Genomic DNA, 13,798 nt, shown 5'->3' on the forward strand with positions numbered 1-13,798 from the left:
CGGCCCGGCATGACAAGGTTAAGCTGCGCTATTTGTGCATATCGGCAATATTGAAAATCTGCTCGAGCATCGGGTTAAAGACGAAACCCTTGACCTCTTTGTTCATCGCCACCTGATAGTTCTTCTGGAACAGATAGACGTAGGCGGCCTCATCGATAACGGTTTTCTGCGCCGCCTGATAATCCCGGGTGCGTTCTGTCTGGTCGGTAGTGGCGACGGCCTGTTTGAGCAGCGCGTCAACCTGCGGGTTGGCATAGAACGAACGGTTGCCCGGCAGCCCTTTCTTATCTGACTCGAACCAGTAGTTCATGAACATATAGGGGTCGGCGAAATCCGGGCTCCAGTTGCCGATAGCGATATCGTAATCCCCTTTACCAATGCGCTCGCGCATGGTGGCGTTAGCCAGTTTTTCCAGCTTCACCTGGATGCCGAGGGTTTGCAGATTTGCCTGGGTGGAGAGCGCGATGGGCTCCCAGTTCGGGTCGTTATCGGAGTAGAGGAACGACAGGGTTTTTGGCTTATCGGCGACGTTGGCCAGCGCGGCTTTGGCTTTATCCATATCAAGGGAATACTGCATCGCGCTCGGGTCAAAGCCCCACATACCGTCGGGGATTGGGCCGCGCATCTGTTTGCCGTTGCCGCCGAGAATGCCGCTGACCATCCCTTGATAATCGGTGGCCCAGGAGACGGCGCGGCGTAAATCGACCTGATTCATCGGCGCTTTGCTGTTGTTGAGATACAGGTAGGTCACGCGCAGCGCCGGATAGTCATACACCGCCACGCTATCCTGCTTCTTCAGGGCCGCAAACTGGTCGACCGGCAGCGCATCGGCAATATCCAGATCGCCCTTGGTCAGCTGCAGACGGCGGGCGGCGCTTTCACCAATAATTTTCACCGTCACCCGTTTAAAGGTCGGCTTCGTGCCGCTGAAGTGCGGGTTGGGCACCAGCACCAGCTGCTGGCCTTTCTGCCAGCGCTGCAGCATATAGGCTCCCGAGCCGGCGGTGTGTTCCGCCAGCCAGGCGCGGGCGTCATCGGCGGCGTTGGCCTTCAGGACCGCCGGGTTGACGATCGACGCGCCATCATTGGCCAGGGTGTGGAGGAACGGAGCGAACGAGTCCGGCAGGATGAAGCGCACCGTGGCGGGATCCACGGCCTCAATTTTCAGCCCGCTCGGGAAGGCTTCCGAAGGACCTTGCTTAATGCGCATCAGGCGTTCGAAAGAGAGTTTTACCGCTTCGGCGGTGACCGGCGTGCCGTCGTCAAACTGCATGTTTTTGTGCAGTGAAAAGGTCCAGGTTTTACCGTCATCAGAGACCTGCCAGCTTTCGGCGAGGTCGCCCTCGACGTCCGTTGAGCCTTTCCCGTCCTGGGTTTTGTATTTGACCAGCCGCTGGTAGGCCGGGTAGGTGACCGTCCAGTCGTTATTATCAATAGTGACGGCCGGGTCGAGCGTCTGCGGATCGGCGGCTTTACCGATCACCAGCATATCTTTGGGCACGGCAGCATAAGCCGGGGCGATAGCCGCTGCCAGCGCAACGGCCAACAGCAGCGGGCGAAAACCGGTAAAAGAGGTGCGACTCATATTCATGGAATGACTCCGTCAGTGTGAGCGGGGGACAGGCAGGCGAAAACATCGTCAAGGAGCGGATAACCGGCCGCATCCGGTAATTCGAAGTGCCACCATTCCGTGGAAATACCCTTAAAGCCTCCGCCAAACATAATGGCGTTCAATAGCAGGCGGTTACGTTGGGCGGCCTGGGGAACTGCCGGGTGATAAGGGTGAGAGAGATCGTCCATCTCATCGAAGGCGGTGCCCATATCCAGCGGATGGCCGTTTTCGTCGATTAACGTCACATCAATAGCGGTACCGCGGCTGTGGTTCGAACCCAGCGCAATCGGCACCACGTAGTCCTGGTTCGGACAGGCGTTCCACAGCAACTGCTGCGCCTGCTGCGGACGATAGGCATCGAGAACCTGCAGATTCAGGCCCGCCAGCTGTGCGATGCGCAGGGATCTCTCCAACGCCGCCGCCGCATCCGGGTGCAGCAGGCAGCGGGCTTCGGCATAGATGGGCTGGCCGGTAATGTTATCGGCGCTGGCGTACTTGAGATCGATAGCCAGCGCCGGAAAGCGCGCGCGGATATCGACCAGAGTGACTTGCTGATTCATCTGTTGTTTCCTGTCCTGGAGCCTGACGAGCAGGCGCTTATTCACGTTCAAATTGACCAAATTCCTGCTGCAGCGCCCGGTTTTCGGCCAGCCGGCGCGATAGCGTCGGGCCGAGTTGCTCGACGACCGCGGAGAGCAGCAGGTTGAAAAGACAGCTGATTGGGGCGAGGGAATCCCAAAAATGACCGGTATCGGTTTTGACCTGCAGCAGATCGACCGGATAGTCGCGGGCCCACGGACACCAGATATCGGTGACCAGCGCGGTGGCAATGCGCCGCTCGGCGGCAACCCGACAGAACTGGCGGGCGGTGCTGGAGTAGGCGCGGGTATCCGTCAGGATGATGTAAGGATGTTCGTATTCGGAGTTCAACGACTCCAGCCAGCTACCGGAGCTGCCGTCGGCATAGGTCACGCGCGGGCGCAGGTATTCGAGATGGCTAAAAAAGCTGTTGGCGATGCCTCGCGTGGACTGGATCCCGAGCACAATCACCGTATCGGCCTGGGCGATCCGCGTGCTGACTCGGGCGAAGGTCTCTTCCTGCGCCAGCTGATAAACATAGCGGATCGCATCCAGCTCCATCTGCAGCGACAGGCTGGCGCGATCGGGCTGGGTTTGCTGCTGCGCCCAGGAGTCGAGGCGGTCGATGACGCCCCAGTGTTTATAGGGCGCCGGGGTATGATCTTTCAGACCGTTTTTGACGTCGTCGAGGTTACGATAGCCGAGCTTACGCAGGCAGCGGCCGACGGTGATCCCGCTGGTGCCGGTCGCCAGCGCAATGCTATCGGCCGTTTCATAGGGAATATGTTCCCGATGGCTCAGTAGCCAGCTGCCGATGCGTTTTTCACTTGGCGTCAGCTGGCTAAATATCGACTCGATCGTACGAAACAGCCTGGAGTTATCGTTCATACCCGCCTCTCAATGAGATTTCTCTCTCATGAACCCGCATTGTGTTACTCAACTAACAAAGCACGATGCATGCCATCTGTTCCGGAAAACCGTTTTTTGCGGTATCACTGGGAAAATGCGCGAGGCAGGCGAACAAAGAGCGTATATTTTCGCCAGAATATGCACAAAGAAAGTGCAACGTTTCCTGGTTGTGCATCACAAAAATAAAACATACGATTAACAATGCTGTAATCTGTGCAACAAACTGGCCGGGCATAAAGCGCGGCGGAATCGCGCAAAACCTTCACAAAACCCACGTATTGATAAGGATGATGGTATGAACTTAAAGGTCTGTCTGACCTTCGTACTCGCGAGTATTGCCTGCGGTAGCCAGGCGCGGGATCTGCAGGCGATTCAACAAAGCGGCGAGTTGAAAGTGGGCGTGCCGGGCGACTATGCTCCGCTGGCGTTCCACAACGAAGCGGGCGAACTGCGCGGTTACGACGTGGATATGGCAAAGGATCTGGGGCAGAAGCTGGGGCTTAAGGTCACCTTTGTGCTGACCAGCTGGCCGACGCTTTCCAGCGATCTGAAGGCCGATAAGTTTGATATTGCGATGGGCGGTGTCACTGAAACCCCGGAACGGGCAAAAGATTTCGCCCTCAGCCATCCGGTGGTGGCCAACGGCAAAATCGCCCTGGCGAACTGCATGGCCGCCCCGGCGCTCGGTAGCCTGGAAAAAATTGACCGCCCCAATGTGAAAGTGATTGTTAACCCGGGCGGCACCAATCAGAGCTACGTCGATGCTCATCTCAAACATGCGCAGATTATCAGAGTCAAAAATAACGTCGATAACCTCGAGGCGTTACGCCAGAAAACCGCCGATATGATGGTCACCGACCTGATTGAAGGCGTCTATTACGAAAACAAAGAGCCCGGTGTCTTCTGCGTCGCGACGGATAAACCCTTCCCGGGCACCGCCAGTTTTAAAGTCTATATGATGAACAAAGATAATCAGCCGCTGCTGGAGAAGGTGAACCACTGGCTGGACAGTCAGGATAAAAATATCCTCAAACAAAAATGGAAGATTCACGAATAGGTGCCGGCGGAGATAACCTTACCGACGGGTAAAGATATCTCCGCGAAATCGCGCCCCTGCGCGGAGCACGCGCGGACTACACAACCTGCCCAAACTCCAGCTTGATAATCCGATCCGCCAGGTAAAAGTAGCGGTCGTCGTGGGTGATCGCGACGATGGTCCGGCCTTCGGCTTTGAGCATTGGCAACAGCTCCAGGTAAAACACGGCCTTAAACTCCGGGTCCTGATCGGCGGCCCACTCATCAAACAGATACAACGGGCGCGCCTCCAGCCAGGCCTGCAGTAGCGCCAGCCGCTTGCGCTGTCCCTGCGAGAGGGCGGTCGTCGAAAAACGGCCGTTCTGGAAACGTACTTTATGACTGAGCTTTAGCAGATGCAGCAAATGCGCCACCTGCGCGGGCGTCCGCTCATGGATAAACGCCACGTCGTCAAAAAGAAAAAAATCGCTGAAAACCACAGAGAACAGCTGGCGATAGCCTGCCTGCTGGTCGGCGGCAATCTTGCTGCCGTTCAGTAAAATGGCCCCGCTATCCGGAGGATAAAGGCCGACCAGCAGATTGGCGAGCGTGGTTTTGCCGCTGCCGTTACCGCCGACCACAAACACCAGTTCCCCGGGCGTAAACTGCAGATTCAGCGGCCCGAGGGTAAAGCGTTCGCCATCTTCTCCCTGGTACTGATAGCGAACCTCTTGCAGCGTCAGGGAGCGGAAGGGCACCGCAGGCAGCGGGCGCTGCGGCTGTTCCGGGGGCAGATGGTCACGCAGGTGCTGCACCCGCTGGAGCGCCACCCGGGCGCTGGCAATCGTTGGCAGCGATGACAGCACGCCTTCGACCGGCACAATCATGTAGAGAAAGATCATGACGTAGCCGGTGATGGCTGCCGGATCCAGCGTCAGGGAGTCCCGCAGGCCGAACAGCACCAGGCCGATAAAGGCAAAAAACAGAATACTTCCCCAGCTGGTGGCCAGCCCGTAGAGGACATACCCGCGGGTCCGTTCCCGGCGGACGGCTTCAATGTTGTCCGCCAGCTCGCCATACACAAATCGCTGGCGGCGAGCGGCATTAAGCCGGTATTCGCGTCCGCCGTCGAACAGTTTTTTGCACTGTTGAATCAAGGTGTCTTCCCGCTGTCGCGACCGGCGCAGCAGGCCGATCGCCCGGCCGTGGGCGGCGCGATAGCCCAGAGTGCCGAGGGCTATCGCCACCAGCGCCAGTGCGAGAACGCTGGCGGAGAGGGTGGCGAGGTAAATCAGGCAGCCGATAATGACCGCGCCGTAGATAAACAGGTTTGGCAGGCTGACAAAAAATACCACCAGGGTGTCGAGATCCTGAGTCAGCACTGACACCGTTTTCGCCATCCCGGCACGTTCCAGCGACAGCCAGCGGGTCTCGCTGACGTGGCGGGTGAGCTCGCCGCGCAGGTGCGCCTTTACTTTCTGCCCGAGAAACATAAACGTGGTCTGCGAGACAATCCGGGTCGCCAGCATCAGCAACGCCAGCAGCGCAAACTGTATTCCCGGAGCGAGAGCGCTTTTCTCCTGCGGCAGCGTCAGACTGTGGTTAATCATAGCCAGCAGCGACGCATTGCTAAACCCGCTGATTAACCCGGCGACAACCGCCAGCAGCAGCCAGCCGCCGACCATACGAAATAAAATCAACAAAACCGACATGCGGCATTCCTTTTTTTCATGGCTTTTTATCTGTTATTCAGCCCCACGCTGGCCCTTTGCGCGAATCAACGGCCAGACCAGCAGCGGGACGCCAATAAGCGAGGCCACCAGTCCGACCGGAAGCTGGCGCGGATAGAGCGCGTTGCGTCCCAGCCAGTCGGCGAGGGTCATAATGCAGGCGGAGAGCAGCGCGGCGGTGTAGAGCTGCGCCAGCGCGCCTTTGACACCGGTTTTACGCGCCAGATGCGGCCCGAGCAGGCCAATAAACGACACCGGGCCAACCAGCAGCGTGGCGAGCCCGGTCATCAGCGCCGCCAGCGTCAGTACCCCGAAACGGGCGCGGGGCAGGGAAAGCCCCAGAGAACCGGCAACCCCGCCGAGCGGCAGCAGCACCAGCCAGCGGCGGAACAGCGACGTCAGGGTCAGCAAAATCAGGGTGGCAATAAACAGCCACTGCGCCAGAGGGGCGCTGATGTAATAGGTACTGCCGGTCATCAGCGGCAGCAGCACCGAGCTGGCAGCAAGGTTATTGAGCATGACCATGCTCACCGCCGCCTGGCACAGGGCATTGAGGGCGACGCCATTGAGTAACACCCGCTGCGGATTAAAGGCGCTGCGGCGGCTGTTCCACATCGTCAGCAGCAGGCTGATAAGCGCGCCGCAGAGGCTGCTGAACAGCAAAAAAGTGCTGCCGTGGGTGGGAAACAGCAAAATATACACGGTCACCCCCATCGCCGCGCCGCCGCCGATACCCAGCACTTCAGGACTGGCGAGCGGATTGCCGCTAACCCGCTGCATCAGTACCCCCGCGCCAGCCAGCAACGCGCCGGCGCTAATGGCCGCCAGCAGACGCGGCAGCCGTAAAGGCAGCAGATGAGCCAGCTCAGCCGAATGCGCCCAGTGCCAGTGGGTCAGACCGTGGCCGAAAAACAGCGAGATAGCCACGGATACCGCGAGGGCGAGCACTGCCGCCCAAGGAATCCAACGGCTGGTGTGGGACGACATCTGCGGCGGCGGGGCGGTATCCAGACTCTGCTGACGGGCGAAGCGTGCCAGCAGGATCAGCAGCGGTCCGCCGGTCAGAGCGGTTAACATCCCCACCGGCAGCAGCTGGCCGTTAAACAGGGAAACACGTGAAACGCAAAGGTCGGTAAACCACAGCAGGCCTGAGCCGGTCAGGGCGCTATGCAACACCAGTTGGCGCGAGGTGCGCGCGCCGCCAAAACGGGCGAGATGCGGTGCGGCAAGACCAATGAAGCCGATGACGCCGACGGCATTGATGATAAGCGCGCTCATCACCAGCGCCAGCAGCACCGCGGCGGCACGAATCCGCAGCGGTGAAGCGCCAAGACTATTCACCATTGTTTCCGGGAGCTGCAGCAGTTCCAGCGGGCGAAATAGCAGCATCAGTAGCCCGACGCACAGCGCCAGCCACGGCAGCAGCGCCAGCAGCAGATGGCTGTCCTCCTGCGCCAGCGAACCGCCGCCCCACATCAGCACGGTCAGCAGGAAACGGTCGTTGATAATGGCGATCAGCATGGTCAGCGCACCGCACCACAGGTTAATCATCATTCCCGCCTGAATCATCACCAGCGGAGAGAGGCGCTGGCGCCAGCTCAGAAGCAGAACCAGCAGCAGTGCGACCAGCTCGCCGCCGATAATCATCCCCATCCGCATTCCGCCGGTCAGCGCCGGTAGCCACAGCGACGCCAGGCCCATCGCCAGGGTTGCGCCGGAAGTCATCCCGAGGGTGATCGGCTCCGCCAGCGGGTTGCGCAGCGCGCGTTGCATCAGCCAGCCGCACAGCCCGAGCGTCGCGCCGCCTACGATGGCCATCCCCTGTCGTGGAAGCCACATGCTGTGCAGGATAATCGCCGTCGGCTGTACGTTGTGGGCATCGAACAGCGCGGCAAACCCGCCCTGATGCCGCACATCGCCGACCGCCAGCAGCAGAGAAGCCAGCCACAGCATGCCGATAACGCCCCAGGAGAGATGACGGGAAAAGGGCTCATGCATCGCGCCACCCCGCCATCAGCTGGCTGAAAATATCGGCAAAACGCCCGGCGGTGATCAGTGCGCCGGCGTTGCTGATGGGCTGCTCAATCAGCGCGAGTGGATAGCGTGAGGTCAGCGGCAGGCTTCGCCACAGCCGGCTTTGCTGCCAGTGCGCTACCGCCTCACGCTGATCCGCCGCGACCAGCAGGATCGGTCGGGCATCGAGGGTGGCGATACGGGTGAGCTCCACCAGGACGTTGCCTTCGGCGCCGCCGCTTGCACGCCAGGCGTTGCGCATCCCGCAGGCCGCCAGTACATCGCCCGGCAGACTACCGGCGGTATACAACCGCAGGTGTAACGCATCCACCGGGGAAGCGAACAAGACCGGCTGAAGCAGTTTCTGCGCATAGCCGCGGGCACGGATAATGCGCTGGGACAGACCGGCGATCAGCGCGGCCGCCTGGGGTTCACGTTTAAGTACGATACCCAGCTGTTGCGTGGCGCTAATAAAGGCGCTGAGGCCGTGGGCGGGCAGCGTCACGAGGGGGGCCACCTGCGCCAGAGCCGGTTTTAACAGGGCGTGTTGGGGAGTGATCACAATTGTGTCCGGTTTCAACGCATAGAGCGTTTCCAGATTAGGTTGAAACAACAGGCCTAAATCCTGCACCGTTGCCGGCAGAGTCGGAACGGAGATCAGTTTGCGATACCAGTCCGGCGCCGAAACCCCCGCTGGCGTAATGCCGAGAGCGAGGATCATTTCGGTCAGCCCCCAGTCCAGTACCGCCAGCCGCTGTGGCACAGGCGAACTGCTGGCCCACGACAGAGCGGGGGCCAGCAGGGCAGCAGTGAGCAACCTGCGTCGTGACAGCATGGCTACCACTTGTAGTTCACGGTGGCAATCAGCTGGCGTTTCATCGCATATTCGCAGCCGTTATCCTGACACGAGGCGAGATAGGTTTTATCCGTCAGGTTGGCGGCGTTAAGCGCCACGCCCCATTCACGCCACTGGTAGCCAATTCGCGCGTCGTACACCGTCGCCGCCGGGACTTTCAGGCTGTTATCGCTGGTGGCATAGCTGCTGCCGATATAACGCACGCCGCCGCCCAGCGAGAAACCGTCGAGCGGGCCGCTCAGCGCATACTGGGTCCACAGCTTGGCGCTGTGACGGGAAATCCCCACCGGATGTTTGCCTTCCGTGCCGTCGTTAGCGCTGGTGACTTTCGGGTCGGTGAAGGCCCAGGATGCCAGTACCGACCAGGCCGGGGTGAGGTTGATTTTGCCGTCCAGTTCGACGCCGCGAGAACGGATCTCACCGGTTTGCACGCTGAAGTTGGCATGATCCGGGTCCGGAGTGGCGACGTTGGTTTCACGCAGGTTAAACAGCGCAAGGGTAAACAGCGCATCGAGGCCAACCGGATCGTACTTCAGACCAATCTCCGACTGTTTACCTTCGGTGGGCTTAAAGGCGTGGCCGTAGAAATCGGTATTGCTGCTCGGCACGAACGACGTCGAATAGCTGATGTACGGCGCCAGTCCGTTGTCGAAGTGGTAGAGCAGCCCGGCGCGGCCGGTGGTGGCGTAATCGTTACGTTCGCTGCGGCTATCGGTAAGCAGATCGGTGCTTTTCGTTTTCGCCGCATCGTACCGCCCGGCGAGATTGACGATCCAGTTATTCCACTCCAGCTGATCCTGTAAATAGAACCCGGTTTGATCCAGAGTTGAGTGGGTATTGCTGGTGAAGGCCGGTTTTTCAACCGGGGTGCTGTAGTCCGGATCGAGATAGTTGATCGGGCTGGCATCGCCGTAGCCGGCCTGGCTGCGTACCGAAGTGTGCATCCGGTCGATTCCCGCCAGCAGAACGTGAGCGATCGGGCCACTTTGCAGGTGAAACTCCGCCTGGTTGTCCACCGCAAAGTTGGACATGGTCTCTTTCAGGTTCATCGAATAGCGGTCTATCAACGGCGCGTCGGCGTGCTCGCCCCACGGATAAACCATCAGATAGTTACCTGTACTGCTGATATAGCGCAGGTTCTGACGGAAGATGACCGTATCGTTAAAGTCATGGCGGAACTGATAGCCAATACTGCCCTGTTCACGCTCGTACTTATCAAAACCGGGCTGTCCGCCGTAGAAGCTGGTGGAGATCTGCCCGTTAGGGTTATGGGTCAGGGTGCCTGAGAGCGGCATCTGGTTATAGAAGCCGCTGTCCGGGTCTTTGCGCAGCTGTGCAAGGAGGGTCAGGCTGGTTCGCTCGTTCGGCTGCCAGGTCAGCGAAGGGGCAATATCATAGTGCTGGTAGCGGGTGTGATCGACCTGGGTTTGCGTATCGAAAAAGGTCCCTGCGACGCGGCCCAGTAGCGTTTTGTCGGCGTTCAGCGGGCCGGTAATGTCGAAACCGGTGCCAAACAGGTTGTTATTGCCCGCGGTGACATAAACCTGACCGCCGGCGTCAGCCTGCGGGGTTTTGCTCACCATATTGACGATCCCACCCGGATTGGCCTGCCCGTAGAGCACCGATGCCGGCCCTTTGACTACCTCTATACGCGAGAGCAGGAACGGATCCCACGCCGGGCGGCTCCACCAGGCTTCACGCGGCAGACGCAGGCCGTCGAGATATTCGTCGGCTTCGAATCCACGCACGATAATGGTGTCGAAACGGGTATCCGGTCCGGCGTTTTCCGAGGCGACGCCGGAGACGTAGCGTAGTGCTTCCGGAATCGTCTTTGCCGCCTGCGCCTCAATTTGCGCCTGGGTGATGACGGCAATACTTTGCGACGTCCGGCTAATCAACTGGCTGGATTTACTGCCCGCCGTCGCGCTGTGCGCAACGATGTTGCTCTCGTCATCCTGCCCCTGTGCACCGGCATCGGCGGTAACCACTATCGTCTGTTCTTTTGTGCTATCCTGCCCGTTATCCGCAGTGAACGCTTGCCCGCTGTATCCTGCGATGATCGTACATGCCAGTACTTTCAACGGTTTATCCCTGAGAAACTTGCCAATCTGTCTCATAGCATTTCCGACTGTTATTAGAATTGGATGGAAATGATAATTATTCAACTTCAAAAGAGAAGCCTGTCCATGGCAGAATGGCGCGACTGGTCACCTGGATGTCGCCATTCGGACAAAAGTTGTCTCTAAACGCAGCAGTACGGATAAATGGTGAGAATCGGACAAAGGGCAGGTGAAGATGACAATCCCGCACGCTATTGAAGGGCTACGCCAGCTGAAATATACCCCCGGCAGCGAAGAGCCGGTTCATCAGCATGAACAAGGGCAACTGATCTACCCGCTGCGCGGTGTGGCAAAAATTGTGACTCCGCAGCATATCTGGCTGCTGTCGCCCGGTCGTGCCATCTGGCTGCCCGGCGGTTTGTCGCACGGCCTGCAGGCGATTGATCACGTCGTGACGCAAAATCTCTATTTAACCCCTCAGGCCTCGCGTCAGTTTGGCCTCCAGTGCCGTGGACTGGCCGCTACCCCGCTACTGCATACCCTGATTGCAGCAGGTCTGGAAGAGACCGTGTCGACGGAACGTCAGGCGCTGATTCTGGCGTTGTTGAGCGACGAGCTGGCCCGCTTGCCTGCCAGCATGCTGTGCCATGTCATTCTCCCCAGCGACCGGCGCGTGCGCCAGGTGTGCGATACTCTTTGCCGCGAGCTGGACCATGCGGCCACGCTGGCGTGGTGGGGGCAAAAAGTGGGGGCCAGCGAGCGCACGCTGGCGCGGTTGTTCCGCGAAGAGACCCATCTCAGTTTCTCAGAATGGCGTCAGCAGATTCGTCTGCTGGAGGCGGTATGCAATCTCGCGCGCGGCGTGACGGTGAGCAAACTGGCTCATGAACTGGGGTACGCTAGCGCCAGCGCGTTTATCGCGATGTTCCGTAAAAAGCTTGGCGTGTCGCCGCAGCGCTACATTCTGGCCACCGGCGGCCGGGAGTAAGCGTCAGATTTTTCCGCCCTGCGGCCTTTAGCCTTTTCGCCCCTTTGCACGAGTGCGGATGGTATCCCGCATCGCGCGAATTAAGGTCTCTTTGCTGCGTCCGCGACGAAAAATCAGTGAGAAGGGGGCCTGGTAACCATATTCTGTCGGCAGCAGGGCGCGCAGCTTTTGCGCTTGTACCCACGGCAGCGCATAGTGCTCCGGCAGATAGCCGATATATTTGCCGGACAAGATGAGCATCAGCTGGGCCTCCATACTTTCGGCGCTGGCTTCGCTCTGCTTAAAGCCTTTACGCCCCAAATCACTGCTGCTCCAGTAGCTGCGGGTGACCATCCGCATCGGCGAAATCAGCGCTTCCGTCAGATGTTTAACGGTAAAGAGCGGGTGCTTATCACCGCAGTAGAGCCAGTTTTGTTCGCGATAGAGCGGATGAGAAATCACGCTGTTGGCCTGAAGTGAGAAGGTCCCGACGGTGAGATCCAGTTCGTTATTCAATACGCCCTGTAAAAGCGCATTCGGACTTCTGACCTGCAGGTTTATCTGTACCCGCGGGAAGCGTTCGCTGAAGGTCGCAATAATATCGCTCATGGGCAGCATCGGATCGGTAATCGTGGAATCGATGACGCCAAGATTAAAGATTCCGGTTTGTTCACCCCGCAGGGAGGCCGTATTGCGTTCGAAATCCTCCAGCGAATTCAGCAAATCGATGCTTTGCTGAAGGACGGTCTCCCCTTTTTCCGTCAGCGAAAATCCGCCTCTGCCACGGCGGCACAGAATGATTCCCAGCTTCTCTTCGAGCTCACTCATGTAGTTGCTGATGGCCGAAACCGTCAGGTTAAGCTCCTGCTGGGCGTTGGCGTAGCCCTGATATTTGGCGACGGTGATAAAAACGTGTAACAGGCGCAGATTGGGAAATTTGCCCACTGACATAGGGGAATACTCCACTGTAAGTCCCGGGTTTTGTTTTTATTTTTCTAAACTAATTTTTTGGCTTTGACTATTTTTTCTCTGTACTACCTTCCGCAGTATCTCTTTATCGCCCCGATAAGCCATGGAGAAACTGCAATGACATCCGCAACTGAACATGAGTTCCCGCAGCCGCAGGATGGTGAAATTCCGCGCTTTAGCGGATTACCGACCTTTTTCCGTCTTCCTTTTGCCCCGCAGGCCACAGAACTGGATATCAGCGTGGTGGGGGTGCCGTGGGATGGTGGAACCACTAACCGTGCCGGCACGCGCCACGGGCCGCGCGAGCTGCGTAATGCCTCCAGCCTGGTGCGCCGGATTCACCCGGTGACCCGCCGCTCTCCCTACGATTATGCGCGGGTAGGCGATCTGGGCGATGTGCGGATTAATCCCGTGGATCTGCAGGATAGCCTGGCGCGCATTGAGGCCTGGTATCACGCCCTTGATCGGCAGCAGGTGATGCCGTTAACCGCGGGGGGCGACCATCTCACCACCTTGCCGATTTTGCGGGCGCTGGGACGGAATAAGCCGCTGGGCATGATCCATTTTGATGCCCATTCGGACACCAACGACAGCTATTTTGGCGGTGAGCGCTTTACCCACGGCACCCCGTTTCGCCGCGCCGTGGAAGAGGGGGTTCTCGACCCGAAACGCACGGTGCAAATCGGTATTCGCGGCGCGCTATTCTCCGCGGATGAACACCGCTGGGCGGAGGAAAACGGCATCACGATTATCCGTATGGAGCAGGTCAATGAGCAGGGCATCGAACGGGTGATGCAGCGGGCGCGGGAGATTGTCGGCGACCAGTCCACCTACATCAGCTTTGATATCGACGTGCTGGATCCGGTCTATGCCCCCGGCACCGGAACGCCGGAAATTGGCGGTATGACCACCTTGCAGGCGCAGCATTGTCTCCGCCAGCTTGCCGGGTTGAACCTGATTGGTGCCGACCTGGTGGAGGTGTCGCCGCCGTTTGACCATGGCAATCTCACCAGCCTGACCGGCGCGACCCTGATGTTCGAACTGCTTTGCCAGCTTGCCGATGCTCATCATCGGCGCATTTCAGCTTAA

11 protein-coding genes are annotated in these 13,798 nt (G+C 59.1%); 3 read left to right on the top strand and 8 right to left on the bottom strand.

Annotated features, from left to right (window positions below; genetic code table 11):
* Positions 1–28 precede the first annotated feature (28 nt).
* The 3 genes from AC007G_RS07810 to AC007G_RS07820 are packed head-to-tail and all read right to left on the bottom strand — an operon-like array spanning position 29 to position 3,079.
* On the bottom strand, positions 29–1,585 hold the full coding sequence (locus AC007G_RS07810; RefSeq protein WP_369974013.1) for an ABC transporter substrate-binding protein: 1,557 nt from the start codon (positions 1,583–1,585) through the stop codon (positions 29–31).
* A gap of 2 nt (positions 1,586–1,587) precedes the next feature.
* The gene (gene ddpX / locus AC007G_RS07815; protein WP_032696802.1) at positions 1,588–2,172 is read right to left on the bottom strand and encodes a D-alanyl-D-alanine dipeptidase; all 585 of its coding nucleotides are present in this window, start codon (positions 2,170–2,172) and stop codon (positions 1,588–1,590) included.
* A 37-nt stretch (positions 2,173–2,209) separates the two neighbouring features.
* On the bottom strand, positions 2,210–3,079 hold the full coding sequence (locus AC007G_RS07820; RefSeq protein ID WP_064384386.1) for a MurR/RpiR family transcriptional regulator: 870 nt from the start codon (positions 3,077–3,079) through the stop codon (positions 2,210–2,212).
* Positions 3,080–3,395: 316 nt separating this feature from the next.
* On the opposite strand from AC007G_RS07820, the gene AC007G_RS07825 reads away from it, so the two are divergent.
* Complete coding sequence (locus AC007G_RS07825) at positions 3,396–4,157, top strand: transporter substrate-binding domain-containing protein (protein WP_032718121.1); 762 nt, start codon at positions 3,396–3,398, stop codon at positions 4,155–4,157.
* A gap of 76 nt (positions 4,158–4,233) precedes the next feature.
* Here the strand turns inward: AC007G_RS07825 and AC007G_RS07830 are convergent, their stop codons facing one another.
* From AC007G_RS07830 to AC007G_RS07845, 4 genes are read right to left on the bottom strand one after another with little or no spacing between them, the layout of a single operon-like run.
* A complete protein-coding gene (locus tag AC007G_RS07830) occupies positions 4,234–5,826 on the bottom strand; it encodes a cyclic peptide export ABC transporter (protein ID WP_032696803.1) in 1,593 nt (530 codons plus the stop codon).
* A 33-nt stretch (positions 5,827–5,859) separates the two neighbouring features.
* A complete protein-coding gene (fhuB, locus tag AC007G_RS07835; protein WP_032691052.1) occupies positions 5,860–7,842 on the bottom strand; it encodes a Fe(3+)-hydroxamate ABC transporter permease FhuB in 1,983 nt (660 codons plus the stop codon).
* Complete coding sequence (locus tag AC007G_RS07840; RefSeq protein ID WP_032698984.1) at positions 7,835–8,692, bottom strand: iron-siderophore ABC transporter substrate-binding protein; 858 nt, start codon at positions 8,690–8,692, stop codon at positions 7,835–7,837. Before AC007G_RS07840 ends, fhuB begins: the two co-directional genes overlap by 8 nt.
* Positions 8,693–8,694: 2 nt before the next feature.
* Positions 8,695–10,830 (bottom strand): TonB-dependent siderophore receptor, encoded by a 2,136-nt coding sequence (locus tag AC007G_RS07845; RefSeq protein WP_032691054.1) that lies wholly within the window; start codon positions 10,828–10,830, stop codon positions 8,695–8,697.
* Positions 10,831–11,008: 178 nt separating this feature from the next.
* Between AC007G_RS07845 and AC007G_RS07850 the strand changes: the two genes are divergently transcribed.
* Positions 11,009–11,761 (top strand): AraC family transcriptional regulator, encoded by a 753-nt coding sequence (locus tag AC007G_RS07850; RefSeq protein ID WP_004866685.1) that lies wholly within the window; start codon positions 11,009–11,011, stop codon positions 11,759–11,761.
* Between the two features lie 27 nt (positions 11,762–11,788).
* Here AC007G_RS07850 and AC007G_RS07855 read toward each other — a convergent pair whose 3' ends face one another.
* Complete coding sequence (locus AC007G_RS07855; RefSeq protein WP_142631017.1) at positions 11,789–12,691, bottom strand: LysR family transcriptional regulator; 903 nt, start codon at positions 12,689–12,691, stop codon at positions 11,789–11,791.
* Between the two features lie 135 nt (positions 12,692–12,826).
* On the opposite strand from AC007G_RS07855, the gene speB reads away from it, so the two are divergent.
* The gene (gene speB / locus AC007G_RS07860; RefSeq protein ID WP_142631016.1) at positions 12,827–13,798 is read left to right on the top strand and encodes an agmatinase; all 972 of its coding nucleotides are present in this window, start codon (positions 12,827–12,829) and stop codon (positions 13,796–13,798) included.

The sequence above is a fragment of the Klebsiella sp. CSG-1 genome, from assembly GCF_056521145.1.

Bases quoted from the DNA above. Each gene is read 5' to 3' on its own strand.
- speB (WP_142631016.1), top strand. From the start codon at position 12,827: ATGACATCCGCAACTGAACATGAGTTCCCGCAGCCGCAGGATGGTGAA.
- fhuB (WP_032691052.1), bottom strand. From the start codon at position 7,842: ATGCATGAGCCCTTTTCCCGTCATCTCTCCTGGGGCGTTATCGGCATG.
- AC007G_RS07840 (WP_032698984.1), bottom strand. From the start codon at position 8,692: ATGCTGTCACGACGCAGGTTGCTCACTGCTGCCCTGCTGGCCCCCGCT.
- AC007G_RS07825 (WP_032718121.1), top strand. From the start codon at position 3,396: ATGAACTTAAAGGTCTGTCTGACCTTCGTACTCGCGAGTATTGCCTGC.
- AC007G_RS07810 (WP_369974013.1), bottom strand. From the start codon at position 1,585: ATGAGTCGCACCTCTTTTACCGGTTTTCGCCCGCTGCTGTTGGCCGTT.
- AC007G_RS07820 (WP_064384386.1), bottom strand. From the start codon at position 3,079: ATGAACGATAACTCCAGGCTGTTTCGTACGATCGAGTCGATATTTAGC.
- AC007G_RS07855 (WP_142631017.1), bottom strand. From the start codon at position 12,691: ATGTCAGTGGGCAAATTTCCCAATCTGCGCCTGTTACACGTTTTTATC.
- AC007G_RS07830 (WP_032696803.1), bottom strand. From the start codon at position 5,826: ATGTCGGTTTTGTTGATTTTATTTCGTATGGTCGGCGGCTGGCTGCTG.
- ddpX (WP_032696802.1), bottom strand. From the start codon at position 2,172: ATGAATCAGCAAGTCACTCTGGTCGATATCCGCGCGCGCTTTCCGGCG.
- AC007G_RS07845 (WP_032691054.1), bottom strand. From the start codon at position 10,830: ATGAGACAGATTGGCAAGTTTCTCAGGGATAAACCGTTGAAAGTACTG.
- AC007G_RS07850 (WP_004866685.1), top strand. From the start codon at position 11,009: ATGACAATCCCGCACGCTATTGAAGGGCTACGCCAGCTGAAATATACC.